Source organism: Burkholderia sp., from assembly GCF_018375725.1.
Classification (GTDB): Bacteria; Pseudomonadota; Gammaproteobacteria; order Burkholderiales; family Burkholderiaceae; genus Burkholderia.
The window spans coordinates 13,666-30,836 of record NZ_JAHACR010000021.1 but is presented as its reverse complement, the minus strand read 5'-3'; the positions used below and the strand labels follow the sequence as shown (position 1 = coordinate 30,836).

The 17,171-nt window shown below is 65.7% G+C and carries 12 protein-coding genes and 1 pseudogene; 7 read left to right on the top strand and 6 right to left on the bottom strand.

All coding sequences use genetic code 11. The features are described from left to right. Window positions 1–1,596, top strand: a 1,596-nt coding sequence (locus KH616_RS05630) for a penicillin-binding transpeptidase domain-containing protein (protein ID WP_292237941.1), incomplete at its 5' end; no start/stop codon positions are given. Window positions 1,597–1,668: 72 nt separating this feature from the next. On the opposite strand, the gene KH616_RS05625 is transcribed toward KH616_RS05630, so the two are convergent. Both KH616_RS05625 and KH616_RS05620 read right to left on the bottom strand, forming a co-directional pair. Continuing rightward, window positions 1,669–2,307: an FMN-binding negative transcriptional regulator gene (locus KH616_RS05625; RefSeq protein ID WP_292237940.1), complete on the bottom strand. Its 639-nt coding sequence runs from the start codon at window positions 2,305–2,307 to the stop codon at window positions 1,669–1,671. A 211-nt stretch (window positions 2,308–2,518) separates the two neighbouring features. Beyond that, entirely contained in the window at window positions 2,519–3,265 is a 747-nt protein-coding gene (locus KH616_RS05620) for a carbonic anhydrase family protein (protein WP_292237939.1), read from the bottom strand. Between the two features lie 737 nt (window positions 3,266–4,002). Here KH616_RS05620 and KH616_RS05615 point away from each other — a divergent pair. Genes KH616_RS05615 through KH616_RS05605 form a run of 3 tightly spaced genes read left to right on the top strand, consistent with a single transcriptional unit; the run spans window position 4,003 to window position 9,211 of the window. Beyond that, window positions 4,003–4,590 carry a DUF2760 domain-containing protein gene (locus tag KH616_RS05615; protein WP_292237942.1) on the top strand — a complete coding sequence of 196 codons (588 nt, stop codon included), beginning with the start codon at window positions 4,003–4,005 and terminating at the stop codon, window positions 4,588–4,590. Next, window positions 4,587–6,434: an Hsp70 family protein gene (locus KH616_RS05610; RefSeq protein WP_292237938.1), complete on the top strand. Its 1,848-nt coding sequence runs from the start codon at window positions 4,587–4,589 to the stop codon at window positions 6,432–6,434. The genes KH616_RS05615 and KH616_RS05610 overlap by 4 nt, the downstream gene beginning before the upstream one ends. A 5-nt stretch (window positions 6,435–6,439) precedes the next feature. Continuing rightward, window positions 6,440–9,211, top strand: a complete 2,772-nt coding sequence (locus tag KH616_RS05605; protein WP_292237937.1) for an Hsp70 family protein — start codon at window positions 6,440–6,442, stop codon at window positions 9,209–9,211. Window positions 9,212–9,257: 46 nt separating this feature from the next. Here KH616_RS05605 and KH616_RS05600 read toward each other — a convergent pair whose 3' ends face one another. Continuing rightward, window positions 9,258–11,516, bottom strand: coding sequence for a fatty acid desaturase (locus tag KH616_RS05600; protein ID WP_292237936.1), 2,259 nt, complete (start codon window positions 11,514–11,516; stop codon window positions 9,258–9,260). A gap of 278 nt (window positions 11,517–11,794) precedes the next feature. On the opposite strand from KH616_RS05600, the gene KH616_RS05595 reads away from it, so the two are divergent. Both KH616_RS05595 and KH616_RS05590 read left to right on the top strand, forming a co-directional pair. Continuing rightward, window positions 11,795–12,793: an AraC family transcriptional regulator gene (locus KH616_RS05595; protein WP_292237935.1), complete on the top strand. Its 999-nt coding sequence runs from the start codon at window positions 11,795–11,797 to the stop codon at window positions 12,791–12,793. A gap of 163 nt (window positions 12,794–12,956) precedes the next feature. Continuing rightward, a complete protein-coding gene (locus KH616_RS05590; RefSeq protein ID WP_292237934.1) occupies window positions 12,957–13,289 on the top strand; it encodes a DUF2322 family protein in 333 nt (110 codons plus the stop codon). Between the two features lie 224 nt (window positions 13,290–13,513). Here the strand turns inward: KH616_RS05590 and KH616_RS05585 are convergent, their stop codons facing one another. Both KH616_RS05585 and KH616_RS25395 read right to left on the bottom strand, forming a co-directional pair. After that, complete coding sequence (locus KH616_RS05585) at window positions 13,514–14,656, bottom strand: hypothetical protein (protein WP_292237933.1); 1,143 nt, start codon at window positions 14,654–14,656, stop codon at window positions 13,514–13,516. 36 nt (window positions 14,657–14,692) lie between these two features. Then, window positions 14,693–14,848 (bottom strand): annotated as a pseudogene (locus KH616_RS25395) (kelch repeat-containing protein); the annotation flags it as partial. A 91-nt stretch (window positions 14,849–14,939) separates the two neighbouring features. Here KH616_RS25395 and KH616_RS05580 point away from each other — a divergent pair. Beyond that, complete coding sequence (locus KH616_RS05580) at window positions 14,940–15,098, top strand: hypothetical protein (protein ID WP_292237932.1); 159 nt, start codon at window positions 14,940–14,942, stop codon at window positions 15,096–15,098. A gap of 846 nt (window positions 15,099–15,944) precedes the next feature. Here the strand turns inward: KH616_RS05580 and KH616_RS05575 are convergent. Continuing rightward, a complete protein-coding gene (locus KH616_RS05575) occupies window positions 15,945–17,081 on the bottom strand; it encodes a hypothetical protein (RefSeq protein WP_366834258.1) in 1,137 nt (378 codons plus the stop codon). Window positions 17,082–17,171: the final 90 nt, after the last annotated feature.

Sequence of the window (17,171 nt, the reverse complement as noted above, 5' to 3'; positions counted from 1 at the left end):
AACGCGTACGGCGTCGAGATGGCCGCGCGCACGTACTTCGACAAATCGGCCGGCGCGCTCGACGTGCTGGAAAGCGCGACACTTGTCGGCATGCTGAAGGGCAACAGCTACTACAACCCGGTGCTGAACCCGGACCGCGCGCTGCAACGCCGGAACACCGTGCTCGCGCAGATGAACAAGTACGGAAAGCTCAAGCCCGCCGCCTACGCGTGGCTGATCCGGCAGCCGCTGAACGTCGATTTCGAGCCGCAGAAGGAACCGCCGGGGCCGGCACCGCATTTCGCGCAGCAAGTGCGCAAATGGCTGATCGCGTGGGCCGACCGCAACAACTACAACATCTATTCCGACGGACTCGTCGTGCGCACGACGATCGATTCCCGGTTGCAGGCGATGGCGACGCAGGCGATGGAATGGCAGACGAACCAGTTGCAATGGATCGCGAACGACGCCTGGAACGAACGCACCGGCTGCCGGCCCGGCAACGACCTGTTCAGGAGCTTCATCCGGCAGACGCCCGAATACCGCGCGGCGCGCGATGCCGGCCAGACGGATCAGGGCGCGCTCGGCAAGCTCGGCTCGGATCGCGCGTTCGTTCGCACGCTTTGCGCAAGCAAGACGCAGATTCAGGCCGGCTTCGTCGCGATCGATCCGCACAACGGTGACATCAAGGCCTGGGTCGGCAGCCGCGATTTCCACGACGAGCCGTTCGACCACGTGCAGCAGGCGCGGCGTCAGCCCGGCTCGACGTTCAAGCCGTTCGTCTACGGCGCCGCATTCGCCGACGGCAAGCACCCCGGCGACACACTCGTCGATCGCCGTGTCGCGATACCGCTCACCGGGCATGACGTCTGGCGGCCGACCGACGCGGAGCCGCCGACCGGCCGGCCGATGACGCTGCGCGATGCGCTCGCCTACTCTCGCAATCGCGTCACCGCCCAGTTGATGCAGGCCGAAGGGCCCGCAAAGGTCGCGCGCCTCGCCCGTGCGATGGGCGTACGCGAAAGCCCGCTCGAACCCGTGCCGTCGCTCGCGCTCGGCACGAGCCCGGTCACGCTCAAGGAAATGGTGTCCGCCTATTGCACGATCGCGAACCGCGGCGCGTATGTCGAACCGCAGATGGTCACCCGCATCGAGGATCATGACGGCCGGGTGCTCGCCGAGTTCGGCGGCGCGCCGCCGGAACAGGCGCTGCCCGCCAGCGCGGCGCAGACGCTCGTCGATGTGATGCGCGACGTCGTCGACCGCGGCACCGGCGCCGGCATCCGCACCCGCTTCGGCATCCGCGCGGACGTCGCGGGCAAGACCGGCACCACGCAGGACAATACCGACAGCTGGTTCATCCTGATGCACCCGCAGCTTGTCGCCGGCTCGTGGGTGGGCTTCGACGACGGCCGCGTGACGCTCGCCGACGATTATTGGGGCGAAGGCGCGCACAGCGCGTTGCCGATGGTGGGCGCGTTCTTCGACATGGCGCTGCGTTCGAGGCTCATCGATCCGCGCGCGCGGCTGACGCCCGAGATGCGGACACGAACCGCTCCGGCGCGGACGCATCGGCACCTCGGCTGGCAAGGCTGGTTCCGTCAACTCTTTCACTGAGGGCGACGACCGGGATGCGCGCGCATCGTCGCTGTCCAGCCGGGCGCTCGTGAAACGACACGCCCAACCGCGCTATTCCGGTCTCGCCGCGACCTGCTCGAGCATCGCGTCGCCGATCGCATGATCGCCGCACGCCCTGAGCGCCTTGCCGGCGCCGGCGATATCGCGCGTGTCCTTGTTCTGGCTCAGCTTGCGCTTGCCGATCAGGCGCGTGATGTCGATCTGCAATCCGACGATCGACTTGAGCATCGTGTCGATATAGTCCGCCGGCGCGTCGGTCATCTTCCACGGTGCCGGCTGCGACGCCTCATGCGTGCGCGTCAGCCGGGCGACCACGCCGCGCACGAATCGCTCGTCGTCGCGCACCGTGATGCGCCCGTGCGCGTGCACGACGACGTAATTCCAGGTCGGCACCTGCCGGTGCGCGACATGCTTGCTCGGATACCAGTTCGGGGAGATATAGGCGTCGCCCGCATGGAAGATCACCAGCACGTCATCGCCGTTCGCGACCTCCTGCCACACCGGATTGGCACGCGCGACATGCGCATGCAGTACGCCCAGGCCGCCGTCGCCGGCGACCAGTTCGAACGGAATGTGATTGGCGTCCAGCCCGCTTCCGCCATGCGTGATCAGGCTGCCGAACGCCTGCTGCGCGATCAGCGCATGCAGCACGTCGGGGCGGGACTCGTCGAAATGGGCGGGTACGTACATGGCGGCTCCACTGTCCGGCTGCACGATCGCAGCGCGTCGGATTGATTGCGTCGTCCCCGGATTGTGATCGGAAACAGGGTGGCTCGGCAGAGCCGGACCGAAACCCTGTGAGCGGGCCAATTCGTCATGGCAGGCGCCGCCCGGATCGTCGACATTCCGCCGTCCGGCGCGCGATCGTCCTGAAAGCACGGGATGGCGGAACGCCGCATGCTCAGTCGAAGAACGTCAATGCCCCCGTGCCGAGGTTGTACATCGCACCGACGATCCTGATCGCCCCCGACGCCTCGAGCTCGGCAAGCACCGGACTGTCCCGGCGTATGTCGGCGATGGTCAGCTCGACGTTCTTGCGGGCGACTGCGTCCACAAACGCATAGTTCGTCGCGGAACGATCGCCGTCGTAGACCGTTGCCTGCACGGCGGGCTTGATCTTCGCCAGCAATCCGGTGAGATTGCACAGCTCGGCATTGGCGATGGCGCCCTTGATGGCGCCGCAGGCGGTGTGGCCCATCACGACGATCAGCTTCGCCCCGGACAATTTGCATCCGAACTCCATGCTGCCGAGGATGTCGCTGTTTTCGACGTTGCCGGCGACCCGGCAGTTGAAGATATCGCCGATGCCCAGATCCATGATCACTTCGGCGGGCGCGCGCGAATCGATACAACTCAGCAGCACCGCCGCGGGATACTGGCCGCTCGCGCTCGCGCGTTGCTCCCGCAAATAATTCCGGGCTTTCCGCTCCCCTTTCCGAAAGCGCGCGTTCCCCTGCTTCATGATCTCGATGATCTGCTCCGGCGTCATGCCGTCGCGCTGGGCCTTGGTCAAGGCATCGGCATGCGCAGGCATCGACGAGAGAGAACCGGCGGTGAAGCCGGCCATGGCGGCAGCGCCGGCAAACCTGAGAAAACGCCGGCGGCCGGATCCCCGGTACTGTTCCGGATAGTCGAATGTGGCGCACATGACGTTGTTCCTCTTGTTCGATCGCTGACGGCCGGAAAGCCGGGCATCCGTGCCAAGTCCCGATGGAATCCCCATATCCGTGGCCCGCGGATGATTGCGTCGGTTGATTGCGGGCACAACATCGAGATGGGATATCGGACCTGATGCGCGGCATGTCGAAAAGACATGCGATTACCGCGCCTGCCGGAATGATCGACAGCGGAGCGGTGTCGCAGCCCGCGCATCCGGGTGGGCACGGCCCCGCCGCGAGATTGATTCAATATAGGCCATCGCCTGCCGGGTTCAAGCGAAGCGCATGCTTCATTGATTGACCGCTCGCCAGTCCGGAGCTCGGTCGAGCCGCAACGCCACAACTTCGGCGAGAGTGTCCGCGCCACGCCGGCAGGTGCAGCCCCGGATTCGAATCGCGTGACGGCCGCGCGGCATCGCCGCATACGCGCATCCAACGTCGTCGATGCCGACACGATTGCCGCTTCGACCGACGTTGACCGCGGCAAATCGAGGTCGACGCACGCTGCCCAGGCACCCGCGAAGGCGGAGCCAAAATCACGGAAATCCGGTCCCCGCATGCGCATTTTGAACGGGGACCGATCACATCAAGGCAAAATACGGGTTTTGAGCCCTCGCCGGGCTCGGGTATGCCATGCCGGCATCCGCCCTTCCAGGCTCGATCGGGCCTCGTCGCGGGGCCGGCAGGACCGCTCGCCGTTCACGCGAGCCAACAGGAGTTGTATTTCATGACCGAACCGAATTTGTCCTTCGTCAGCAGGCTTTCCGTCGCCGTCGGATCGTTTTTCGCCATCCTCGGCAGCAGCGAATTGGCCGTCAATGTCCGCCGGCTGCGCGACGGGGCAGCCCCGGTCGCAGCGCCTGCCGCGGCACCTGTCGCCGCACCGGTCGCGGCGCCTCAGCCTGCGGCGCCGGCCGTTCCCGAGATCAGGGAAGCCAGCCCGGAAGCGGCACTTCAGCTGCTCGGGCTGCTCCAGCGCAACGCCCGCTTCGTCGACTTCGTCGAAGAGGATATCGCCGGCTACTCCGATGCCGACATCGGCGCGGCCGCGCGCCTCGTGCATGACGGCTGTCGCGCGACGCTGCGCGAACATTTCACGATCCGCCCGGTCCGCGCGGAAGCCGAAGGCAGCCGCGTGACAATCCCCGAAGGCTTCGACGCTGCCGCGATCCGCCTCACCGGCAACGTCGTCGGTTCGGCGCCGTTCCACGGCAGCATCAGCCACCGCGGCTGGCGCGTCGATGACGTCAAGCTCCCGAAACTCATCGAGACGCATGACGTCACCGTGATCGCACCGGCGGAGGTGGAACTGTGAGCGATCCGCGCTATTCCATCGGCATCGACCTGGGCACCACGCACTGCGCGCTCTCTTACGTCGACCTCGCGGCCAGCGACGGCGAGAAAACCCGTCAAGGCGTGCTGCCGATCACGCAACTCACCGCGGCCGGAACGATCGAATCGCCGGAACTGCTGCCGTCGTTTCTCTACCTGCCGCATCCGGGCGAACTGACGCCGGGCGACCTGACGCTGCCGTGGACCGCCGAGCGCGATTACGCGGTCGGTGAAATGGCGCGCAGCCGCGGCGCCGGCACGCCGATCCGCCTCGTGTCGAGCGCCAAGAGCTGGCTTTGCCATCCGGGCGTCGACCGCCGTGCGGCGATCCTGCCGAGCGACGCGCCGCCCGAAGTCGCGCGCGTCTCCCCGCTCGAAAGCTCGATTCGCTATCTGACCCACTTGCGCGAGGCCTGGAACAACGCGCATCCCGACGCACCGTTCGACGAACAGGAAATCACCGTCACGATTCCCGCATCGTTCGACCCGGCTGCCCGGGAATTGACGGCGGAAGCCGCGCAGGCGGCCGGCTACGGTCGCATGACGCTGCTCGAGGAACCGCAGGCGGCGCTCTACAGCTGGATCCAGAAGAGCGACGGCGCGTGGCGCAAGCAGGTGAAGGTCGGCGACATCATTCTGGTCGTCGACGTCGGCGGCGGCACGACCGACCTGTCGCTGATCGCGGTCGTCGAGCGCGACGGCAATCTGGAACTGCATCGTGTCGCGGTCGGCGAGCACATCCTGCTGGGCGGCGACAACATGGATCTGGCGCTCGCGCACGTGGTCGCGCGCAAGCTGGCCGCGCAAGGCACGCAGGCCGATCCGTGGCAACTGCGCGCCCTCACCTATGCATGCCGCGCCGCCAAGGAGACGCTGCTGAGCGACCCCGCAACCGACACGGTGCCGCTCGTCGTGCCGAGCCGCGGCTCGAAACTGATCGGCGGTTCGATCCGTACCGAGCTGACCCGCGCCGAACTCACGCAAACGATCCTCGACGGCTTCTTCCCGCAAGTCGATGCCTCCGCGCGGCCGATGAGCCGTGCGCGTGCCGGCCTGACCCAACTCGGCCTGCCCTATGCGCAGGATGCGGGCATCACCCGGCACCTCGCCGCGTTCCTCGGCCGGCAGGTCGCGGCACTCGCCGAACTCGAAGGATCGTTTGCATCGCAGTCGGCGGGCGCCAATTTCCTGCATCCGACCGCGGTGCTGTTCAACGGCGGCGTGTTCAAGTCGGAACTGCTCGCCCAGCGCGTGCTCGACGTCATCAACCACTGGCTCGCGGCCGACGGCGCAGCACCGGCGCGCCTGCTGGACGGCGCCGATCTCGACCTCGCGGTCGCGCGCGGCGCTGCCTACTACGGCTATGTGAAGCGCGGCAAGGGCGTGCGCATCCGCGGCGGCACGGCACGCGCCTACTACGTGGCGATCGAATCGGCGATGCCGGCCGTGCCGGGCCTGGAGCCGCCGATCTCGGCGCTGTGCGTCGCGCCCTTCGGCATGGAGGAAGGCACGGACGCGGCGTTGCCTCCGCAGGAATTCGGTCTCGTGGTCGGCGAGCCCGTGCATTTCCGTTTCTTCGGCTCGTCGGTGCGCCGGCAGGATCAGGTCGGCACGATGCTCGACTACTGGTCGCCGGACGAACTGCAGGAGCTTGAAGAAATTCAGGCCACGCTGCCGACCGAAGGACGGACACCCGGCGAAGTCGTCCCGGTGAAACTGCATGCGCGCGTCACCGAAGCCGGCACGCTGGAACTCGAAGCCGTGCCGAGCGGCACGAACGAACGCTGGAAAGTCGAGTTCGACGTGCGCGGCGGCGCTCAAGCCTGATCCCGATGAAGCAATACGTCGTCGGCATCGACCTGGGTACGAGCAATACGGTCGTTGCATATGTCGAGGCGGGCACTGACGCGATCCACGTCTTCGATGTCGATCAGCTGGTCGGTCTCGGCGAGATCGGCGCGGAACAGCTGTTGCCGTCCGCGCGCTATCACCCGGCGCCGGGCGAGCTGTCGCCCGGCGATCTGCCATTACCGTGGCCGGACGCCGGCAAGCACGACACGCCGCCGGCCGTCGTCGGGCGGCTCGCGCGCACGCTGGGCGCGCAGGTGCCCGGCCGGCTCGTCAGCAGCGCGAAAAGCTGGCTGTCGCACGCGTCGGTCGACCGTCTCGCGCCGATCCTGCCGTGGGGCGCGCCCGACGAAGTCGGCAAGATCTCGCCGGTCGCGGCGAGCGCCAGTTATCTGGCACATGTGCGCGCCGCCTGGAACCAGCGTTTTCCTGATGCGCCGCTGGAAAAGCAGGACGTGGTGCTCACCGTGCCCGCGTCGTTCGACGACGGCGCGCGCGCGCTGACGCTGGAGGCCGCCCGCATCGCCCGGCTGCCCGCGCTGCGCCTGCTCGAAGAGCCGCAGGCCGCGTTCTACGACTGGCTGTTCCAGCATCGCGCGACACTCGGCGACGCGCTTGCCGACACGCGGCTCGTGCTGGTCTGCGACGTCGGCGGCGGCACGACAGACCTGACGCTCATCAAGGTGCATATCGAGGACGGCGAACCGCGGCTGACCCGCGTCGGCGTCGGCAACCATCTGATGCTCGGCGGCGACAACATGGATCTGGCGCTCGCGCACCGGGTGGAGTCGCGCCTTGCCACGGAGCAGACGCGGCTGTCCGCCGCGAGCCTGTCGCAGCTTGTCGAACGGTGCCGCGTCGCCAAGGAGCAACTGCTCGGAGACGACGCGCCCGACACCGTTCCGATCACGCTGCTCGGCGCGGGCGCACGGCTCGTCGGCGGCGCACGCACGACGCATCTGAGCCGGCAGGAAGTCGGGCAGATCGTCGTGGACGGGTTCTTTCCGGCGGCCGGCCCGGACGAATTGCCCCGCCGGTCGCGCGCCGCGATCGTCGAATTCGGCTTGCCCTACGCGGCCGATCCGGCCATCACGCGGCATATCGCGGCGTTTCTGGCCCGCTTCGCCGCGCAGTCCCGCGACGCGCTCGGCATGCAGGACGCGGCGGCATCGCCGCTGCCGGTGCCCGACACGCTGCTGCTCAATGGCGGCGTGTTCCGCGCCAGGGCGCTTGCCGAGCGTCTGGCGAGCTCGCTTGGCGCCTGGCGCCAGCAGCCGTTGCATGTGCTGCAAAACGACCAGCCCGACGTCGCCGTTGCGCGCGGCGCGGTCGCCTACGGATTGGCGCGTGCCGGACGTGCGCCGCGTATCGGCGGCGGCTCGCCGCGCAGCTATTTCCTCGTCCTCGACGACGACAAGACAGCGTCGCGCGGTGTATGCCTGCTTCCACGCGGCACCGAAGAAGGTCACGAGGTGCATCTCGACGATCGCGTGTTTGCGTTGCGGCTCGGGCATCCCGTGCGTTTCAACCTGGTCTCGACCGTCGCCGACACGGTATGGCGGCCGGGCCAGCTTGCCGATCTCTCGACGGGCGACTTCGTCCGTTTGCCGCCGCTCGCCACGGTCGTCCCGCAGCAGGACGCGGGCGCGCACCGCGAGCGGCTCGTCAAGCTCACGACGTCGCTGACGGAACTCGGCACGCTGGAGATGCACTGCACGGCGACCGACGATGCTTCGCAGCGCTGGCTGCTCGAATTCCAGTTGCGCCGCGGCGATGCACAACAGGATGCCGCGGAAGCGGCGCGTCATCCGTCGCTCGACCATGCGATCGACCTGATCGATCGCGTATTCGGCGCGGCCTCGTCCAAGGTCGATCCCAAGGCGGTGAAGCGTCTGCGCGCGGAACTCGAACAGCAGCTCGGACCGCGTCAGAACTGGGACAGCGCACTGCTTCGCGATCTGTTCGGAGCGCTGTGGGCGCGCGCGGGCCGGCGGCGACGTTCGGCGGATCACGAACGCCTGTGGCTGAACCTGACCGGGTACTGCATGCGGCCCGGATTCGGCTATCCGCTCGACGAATGGCGCATCGAACAGCTCTGGTCGCTTTTCGACGACGGTATCCAGTATGTGAACGAAGGACAGGTCTGGTCGGAATGGTGGACGCTGTGGCGTCGCGCGGCAGGCGGGCTGAACGAGGCAGCGCAGAATCAGGTGCTCGAGGCCATGACCTGGCTCGAGGCGGAGGCGAGCGCGAAGCGGCCGAAGCTGCCGTTCGATCCGGCGAAGCTGGGCCGCGCGGATATGGTGCGCCTGTACGCTTCGCTCGAGCATATTGCGGTGGATCGCAAGATCGAGATCGCGGAGCAGCTTCTCGCGAGACTTCAACGGCCTTCGGAGAATCACCAGAGCTGGTGGGCGGTGGGCCGCATCGGGGCGCGCCGGCCGTTTTATGGCAGCGCGCATGGCGTCGTGCCGCCGGATGTGGCGGCACGCTGGCTGGATGCCATTCTGGCGCTCGACTGGAAAAAGGTCGAACCGGCGATGTTCGCCGCCGTGCAGATCGCGCGCATGACAGGCGATCGATCGCGGGATCTGGCGGCGCCGGTGCGTGAGCGCGTGCTGCGACGGCTGGAAGGCGCGCATGCGCCGCAAGCGTGGATCGAGATGGTTCGTGACGTCGTGACGCTCGATAACGTCGATACGGGGCGGGTGTTCGGCGAGTCGTTGCCGGCGGGGTTGAAGCTGGTGGCGGGGTGATCGGTTCGCGCACTCCGCCACCGCTGTTCTGCAACGATCAGGCCGGTCACCGGCCGAGCGCAGCATCCCACTGGCGCGGATCGTAGTTCACCAGATCCTGAAGCCCGCTGCGCTGGCTGGCCCGCAGGGCCAGCGCCCGCTCCTCCGCGGATGCGAACCGGCGATCCCACTCGATCACCTTCGGCGTCATCAGACGGTGCCAGACCGGCGGGACGAGCGCAAGGATGATCGTGGTGAGGTAGCCGCCGAGCATCATCGGCGCCTGCGGCAACGGCATCAGGTCCTGATAGGGCACCTCGCCTTGCGCATGGTGATGCGAATGGCGGCTCAGGTTGAACATCGCCCACGACGTGATCCGGCTGTTGGTATTCCAGGAATGGCGCGGCTGCACGGGCTGATCCGGCAGACGCACCATGCCGTAGTGCTCCATGTAGTTGACGATCTCGAGCAACGCCTTGCCGAACAGGGCGACGGCAGAGAACCCGGCCACGCCGGTCCATCCGGCCACCGCCCAGGACATGGCCACGAGCACCACGCTCATCAGCACGCCTCGCAGATACGCGTTGTGCCACGAAAACAGACGCAGATGCTTGCGCTTGAGCCGCTCGGCCTCGATCTTCCAGGCGCTGATGTTGCCCTTGCAGGTCGATGCGACGACATGGAAATACACGTTGCGGCCACGCGGCGCGGTTGCGGGATCATGCTCGGTCGACACATAGCGATGATGGCCGTAGACATGCTCGATGGAAAAGCCCGTGTCGTAGCTGAACGCCAGCAGCCATCGCCCGATCAGCAGCGACACCGGATCCCAGGTGCGATGCGTCAACTCATGCGCGGTCACGGTTCCGAGTACGCCGATCATCAGGCCGGTCAGGATCCCGCCCGCCACGTGATTCCCCACGCCGGTCGCCGCGCGCGCGGCCAGCATGTCATAGCCGCTCAGCCGGGTGACGAATGCGCCGAATCCGAACGGGTCGCCGGGCGCCACCGTCCACAGAAAACAGAACACGACGATCGCCAGCAACGGCAGCGCCAGCCAGAGTTGCGCGGTCAGGATCCACGGCTTGCGGAAATCCGGCGTCCTCGTGTCTTCGCCCAGGATCGCGTCGCCACCGACGTAGAAGGCAATCACGGCCAGCAGCCCCAGGAGCGTATAGAGGCCGCCGGCCATGAGCGCGATCGCGCTCGTCAGGCCCACCGCATGGAAGCTGAAGAACTTCAGGTAGTCGGTCACCGTGGCGGGCGTGCGCTCCACCGTCGGCAGGCCGGACGCGCCGTAAAACCCGGTATGCGTCTTCGGCTCGCGCGCCAGGAAACGGTCGGCATGCACGTTCTCGTCCGCGATGCCGATCTCGCGAAGCACCGCGACAGCGGCATCGATCATGGCCGGCGGCCCGCAGAGATAGGCCGACGTCGCATCGCCCGCGAACGCCTCGATGTGATGCGTGACCAGCCCTGTCCGGCCGTTCCAGCCGGTCGTGCGATCCTCGTCCGACAGGATGGGCACGAAGGAAAGCCCGGGCCAGGCGGCGCCGTAGGCGGCCAGTTCGTCCAGCGCATAGAGATCGCGCTGCGTGCGCGCGCCGAACAGCACCGTGACCGGCCGGCGGTCGCCGCGACGGTGCATGTCCTCGAGCATGCCGAGGATCGGAGCCAGCCCGCTTCCCCCGGCGACCATCAGCACCGGCTCGCTGCCGGGCCGCATCCAGAAGCTGCCGCCCGGACCGCGAACCTGGAGTGCTTCACCCACCGCGGCCCCGTCGACCACATGCGTCGAGAACCGGCCGCCAGGCACGCGGCGAATCGTGAAGCTGACCCGCCCGTCATCGCTCGGCGCCGTGGAAAACGAGTAGCTGCGCGGGCTGCCCGGCAATTCGGCCAGCGTCACCTCGGCAAACTGACCGGCGCGATAGGCGATCGGCTGCTCCAGCTGCACGTCGATCCGGCAAATGTCGTGCGTCAGCATCGTCTTGCCGACGATCACGCCTTTGACCGGTTTTCCGCCGCTCGCGCCGTCCCGATCGAGATCGACGCGAATGTCGCTGCGCAGACGGCTCTGGCAAGCCAGAATGTAGCCTTCGTCGATCTCCTTCTCGGTGAGGAGATAGGCCGTCTCGGTCAGTTCATCGACCTGGCCTTCCTTCAGGCGGCACTTGCATGTGCCGCAACCGCCGACCCGGCAGATGGATGGAAAATCGATGTCCTGCCTGAGTGCCGCCTGCAAGAGTGTTTCGTCGGACCGGACCGTGATGGTCTGGCCATTGATGTCCGCCTGATGGGTCGACGCCTGGAAGAATCCACGCATGGCGTTTGTCTCCTGTCCTGTTGTCATTCGTTTGTGTATCCATAGCATGTCATCGGGTGGCCGCCTGCCGTGAGAGGCTGAATTGACAAAAAGCAGTCATTTCTGGACATTGCTCCGACACGACGAAAGTTCTCCCGGCAAACCACGCCGATGAGCGATCGCGGTGTCGGCCGATGCCCGCCAGTCGATCGGCCGAGCCTTCAGGGGGCGGGTTCCTACGTATGCGCCGCGGCGGTCGCAACCGTTAGTATCCCGACGGGCCAATGTGTGCCAGGAGCATGTACGTGGAGAAGCACGAGTCAGTACCGGTCAACTATTTGCGTCAGGTGGCGGACCAGTTGGCCGACCTCGGCGCCGGCGTCGAGTCGTGGCTGGCCAGACAGGGACTTCGGGAGGCCGACCTGTCCAATGCCTCGGTCACGATTCCCGTGGAGACGTTCGGCGCGCTGGTCGCCGACGCGGTCACGCAGACCGCCGAATCCGGTTTCGGGCTGCTTGCCGGGCGACGCCTGATGCCGGGCGCGCACGGCGTGGTCGGCATGGCGGCCACGGCGAGCGCCTCGATCCGCGAAGCCATGGAAATCGCCGAGCGCTACGTCGCGCTCAGGACCGGCGTCATCTCGATTCATATCCGCATCGCGCAGCACGCGCTCGAGGTTCATATCGAACCGTCTCCGGGGCTTGGCGCGGCCGCCCCGGTCGTGGTCGAAACCGCGCTGGTCGCCGTGAAGAACATCGCGGACGACAAGACGCTCCACGGCAGCATGTGCAGCATGGCCGCCTTTGCCTTTCCCGAGCCGCCTCATGCCTGTCTCGCCCGGGACATCCTGGGCTGCGAGGTCCGATACGGTCACGCGTGGTCCGGGATGTCGTTTCCACTGTCCGCGGCCGAACAGGCGGTCTCGCGGCACGACGCCCTGGTATTGGCCGAGGCGCTGCGGATCTGCGGCAACGAGCTCGACAATCTGCGCGTCAACACGACCATGCGTGCGAAGCTGGAAAGACTGATGCTCGAGCGCAAGCCCGCCTTTCCATCGCTCGAACTCTGCGCCCGGCTGCTCGGCATGACGCCGCGGACCCTGCACCGACGCCTGACGGACGAAGGGACATCGTATAGCGAGGTGCTGGACGCGGTAAGACACCGCATCGCGCGGGAATGCCTGCGGGTCGAGCGATTGAGCGTGAAGGAAGTCGCCTACCTGCTCGGCTACAACGACGTGGCCAATTTCCGGCGGGCCTTCAAGCGTTGGGAAGGCGTTCCGCCTTCCGGACACTGACGCCGGTACGGCAGCCTCTGCGCGCGTAAACGTTGACCGCGCCGCCGTCGAGCCACGGACGGATCGCATGGCGTATCGACACCCCGCGCGAAGCGGTCGGACCGGCCGCGATCGGCTAAGATACGCGCCGCCAAGCCATTTCCCGGACAACGGAGTGTTTCAAGTGATCCAACCGACCCACGTATTCAAGGACAATCTCGCCCAGCTGCCCGCCATCGACGGTATCGAACGCATCGATCTGGTCGACGCCAAGGGCGCCGTCGTCGCGAGCATCGAGAACATGCCCGGCAAGCAAGGCTCGCTGGCGGTGTACCACTATCTGCAGCAAGCATTCGGCGCACTCGATGCCAAGGCGGCCGAACATGGGCTCGCCGTCTTTGCCGAGCACACGGCCGATGCGCGCAATCGTCCCGGCGCGCATCCGAACGTCGATCGCCTGCTGGCGATCGCCGCCGGCGGAGAAGCGCTGCGCATCGATATCGTCGCGAAGGCTTGAACACAGCACGTTGCATGACATCACGCATGCGGATCGAGTGACATCGATCCGCATGCGTGGGCGAGGCGGGTGCAGTGCCGCTCCGCCCGCGCGCATCGGGCCGGCACGCATCTACCCAGCAGCGCGCCGATCCTCGACGGCATGCGGACGCGCACGGTTGCTGGCCGGCCCGCATACCGCACATCGCATTCGACCGGCCATCCATCGCGCCCTATGCCGGTCGGTCACGGTTTCCCGGCACATGTGATGGCATTGTTGGATCCAGACGCGGTCCCGCCGATCTGACCGCTCGTAATCGTGATGCAGCGCGGCCTGGACGAAACCCCGGCGCCACTCACAATGACGGAATAATCACCCGGCGCCATGCCCGGCTTCAGTGTGAAGTCCACCGTCTCGTCCGACACGCTCTGGCCGATGCCCGTCTTGCTCCAGTTGCTGGTTCGCGCGTAGTAGACATGTCCCGTCGCGTCCTCCAGGCGGACGATCGGGTAGTTTTCATCCGACTCCACGTCGTCGCCATATGAGGAACCCGCTGAAGGTCCATTCATGCGCACTCCCTGCAACGTGAAGACGCCCCGCCCGCTGTATCGCGTGTTCGACATGACCGGCAGCGACGAAGGATCGGGCGCGCCGTCCGGGGTGTAGACCCACAGCTGCCGGGTCGAATCGGAGAAGAGGATTTGCCCGTTCGGCAGAACCAGCATTCTCGTGATGAACGCCGGCACGCTATTCAGAACGGTATCGGGGATGGACGGAGACACGGGTGAAATGGTGTTCGCGACCGGATCGAAATCGAAGAGTTGCGTCGGCGCGCTGAACGTACCGAGCGTCGGGCCGGCGTCCGCCGCGAACAGCACATGGCCGTTCGGCATGACGACCGCCGGCGCGTCGTCGGCCCCGAACAGGGCGGACGTTGTACCCAGCGTGCCACGCACATCCGGACCGGGTGACCAGGTATTGGTGGATGGCGAGTACAGGGCCGTGTGGCCGGTCGCGCCGATGCCGAAAATCTGCCCCTGGATGCCGTGTCCGCGCACGCGCAGGAGCGGTCCCAGTTCGGCGCCGAGCGCATTGCTGCTCAATACGGGAATCGTGCCTTGCGCCGAACCGTCGCTGGGGCTGATGCTCGACCATGTCCTCGTCGCCGGGTCGTAGATTTCCGCGTACTGTCCCGGCTGACCGATGCTCTCGAAAATGTCGTAGGTCAGCACCTTGCCGTTCACGAGCTTGACCCAGCTTTCTTCGTCGCTCCTGTCCGGGTAGACCTTCGACGCCGCGTAAGACCATGAATTCGTCGCAATGTCGTAGAGATAGGTCTGGTTCGTGATCAGCGAACCGGCCAGAATCTTGCCGTTCGGCAGCAGCATCGACGGATCGTCGCCAAAATTCGCCTCGGGATGATTCGCGATCGGCGCCCATGTATTGGAGAGCGGGTCGTACATTTCCCCGGTGTTCGTCCAGTTCGCGGTGAGCGGCGTACCGCTGTACTCGCCGCCAAGAATCCAGACTTTCCCGCTCGGCAGGACATGGGACGCAAAATACAGACGTGCCCGACTCATCGGCGCCAGCGAGGACCACGTCCCGTTCGCATAACTGCCGGAAGCGGCAGGACTCAGCCGCAGCCATGTATTGAGAGGATTGCCTTGTACCATGACCGTCCCGTCTGTCAGCAGCATCATCGTGCTGACTTCGGTGGGCGCGAGGTTGGTCAGCGGAGTCCATGAGGCCGCCTGGGACGACACCGACCATCCCAGCGTGCAGGCGAGCGCACACGCAGATGCCGCTGCCTTCATCGCACACGGCAGCTGACGATTGTTCTTCGAATCCATTTGATACCCCCATCATTCAATCAACGGTTACTTCGGAACCGGGAAATCATCGCAAAACGACAGGATTAAACGGGCTATTCAATCCGAATCTCCAATAAGGGATGCGAAGTAAGCCCCGGCTGGAATGAAATCGATGATCGAGACGAGGAGGCCCGGACGCAGCATCGGCGAACGGCTCGATATCTCGTGCCTGCATGCATCGACAAACCGTGGCGGGTGCAAGACCCCGCCGGGAATGTCGCGAGCGGCTTTGCATGGGAAGTCTGCCGCGCCGGCCATCCTATGCGTGGCGCGAATCATCGCGGCGCGTTCACCCGGCACGCATGACGCGGTGCAAAAGGCCAGGGCGCAAACGTTAAATTCGTCACGACAGCGATGATTTTACCGAAGCACGTATACTTGACTTCTCATTTATTATTAATTGTGCGTTCACTTTGGTGAACACCTAACTAGAATAGGAGACACGTCCGGCAAGCATCATTAAAAAATTTTCGTATCGCCGGCTGCCCGATGCGATGCAACTATATGTAAGCATTCAGGCAGTGTTATCAATGGCATTGTTGCGGCTCAAGCCATGCATCATGGTTATCACCGAGAAAGATTCGGCATTTTTCACATTATTTCGCAATGAATCTGTTTCGTCGATTTCACACGAACCGCCACATTTCAATTTTTCATTTTTGAAACATTTTGCCCCGTTCCACGTCGACCTCAGAGGAATTAAAAATCGAATAATTCTGTAATCGATATGGAAAATACCGCCAACGCTTTCATCGCCACTTCAATTGCTTTTCGATTATATAAATACGATCCATCGCGACCGCGCTCAATCCGCCGTATCGCCCTCCTTCGGCACTTTCGCCCAAGCCGTACGGCCCGGAACATGCGCCCAGGCGGGCCTCGTCTTGCGCATCGAGTCGACGACGACCAGATAGCGTCCCTCGATCGGCGTGACGTCACGCCCCGGATGCAGCACCCACAGCGACCTGCCCGCCTCGACCTGTGCCTCGTAATTGGCGTCGAGAATGCCGTGCCGGTCGATGAACACGTTCAGCGACGCCGGAATCCGCACGCAGCCTTTCGAATGACGGACGCCCAATAGCGGCTCGAGCCGGTCCGGATCGGTCGCATGCATCTGAAAACGCATCGGCGACGTGCCGCCCTTGCCCCAGCCGCGCTCGCTGTCGATCCAGCCGAAGTCGTAGATCCGCATGTCGCGGCGTCCATAGCCGCGAATGCCGTTTTCGTTCGTCGTGCCTTCCGCCCGGAAGTCCATGTTGTCCGGCGTGTGGTCGAATACGCCGAGCGGCGTCAGGAAGTGATCGAAGGTGCCGGGCAACCCCGTCGCAACCGGCGATGCGCCAATCAGGAACCAGGCATTGGCCGGCGTGGCACGGAAGTAGATGAACAGCGCCTGTATCGTCGCGGCGCGATCGACCATCACGACGTATTCGCCGGCGAGATCGGCAAGGTTCGCGGCGGCGAGTGCGCGCTGCAATTGCAGCACATACGCACGCTGTTCGACGACGGGCACAGTCAGTTTGCGCGTCACCTCCTGCGAGAACATTCTGCGCATGTCGAGGGCACGGGTTGTCGCGCTGGCGGCTTCGGCGGGAGACAACGGCGGATGCCGCGACGGCAGGACAGCGGCCGCACCGCTGGCGGAAACGGCCGAAACGGCGCGCCCCGATGAAGCGGGCGGCGAAGAAATGGCGATGGAGACAGTCGAGGCCGGCAGCGGCGCGCCGGCCGACGCGGGGGATGCGAGCCGCACCCGTCCCTGCGGCTCGGCAAGGGTGCGATACGCCGGAATACACGCCACCCCCACCGTTATCCACGCATAGACGACGAAGCGGACTGCACGACGACGCGTCCACCCGGATCGCCGCGTCGGTTCACGTGACTTCATGCGATCGATGCCATCGCCCGGCCCGGCCATCGCGTATCGCAACCGGCGTGGCATCCGCGCCACGCATGCGCATCATGTATGGGACAGCGACGCCCTGGCGCGTTGCCGCCGCTCGCGCAATTGACGTAACCAGACCGCTGAGGG

What these genes read in the sequence shown, in the direction of transcription:
- KH616_RS05575 (WP_366834258.1), bottom strand. Translation starts at nt 17,081, where the DNA reads ATGCCACGCCGGTTGCGATACGCGATGGCCGGGCCGGGCGATGGCATC.
- KH616_RS05615 (WP_292237942.1), top strand. Translation starts at nt 4,003, where the DNA reads ATGACCGAACCGAATTTGTCCTTCGTCAGCAGGCTTTCCGTCGCCGTC.
- KH616_RS05620 (WP_292237939.1), bottom strand. Translation starts at nt 3,265, where the DNA reads ATGTGCGCCACATTCGACTATCCGGAACAGTACCGGGGATCCGGCCGC.
- KH616_RS05625 (WP_292237940.1), bottom strand. Translation starts at nt 2,307, where the DNA reads ATGTACGTACCCGCCCATTTCGACGAGTCCCGCCCCGACGTGCTGCAT.
- KH616_RS05580 (WP_292237932.1), top strand. Translation starts at nt 14,940, where the DNA reads ATGACCGTCCCGTCTGTCAGCAGCATCATCGTGCTGACTTCGGTGGGC.
- KH616_RS05605 (WP_292237937.1), top strand. Translation starts at nt 6,440, where the DNA reads ATGAAGCAATACGTCGTCGGCATCGACCTGGGTACGAGCAATACGGTC.
- KH616_RS05595 (WP_292237935.1), top strand. Translation starts at nt 11,795, where the DNA reads ATGTACGTGGAGAAGCACGAGTCAGTACCGGTCAACTATTTGCGTCAG.
- KH616_RS05585 (WP_292237933.1), bottom strand. Translation starts at nt 14,656, where the DNA reads ATGCTGCTGCCGAACGGCAAGATTCTGGCCGGTTCGCTGATCACGAAC.
- KH616_RS05600 (WP_292237936.1), bottom strand. Translation starts at nt 11,516, where the DNA reads ATGCGTGGATTCTTCCAGGCGTCGACCCATCAGGCGGACATCAATGGC.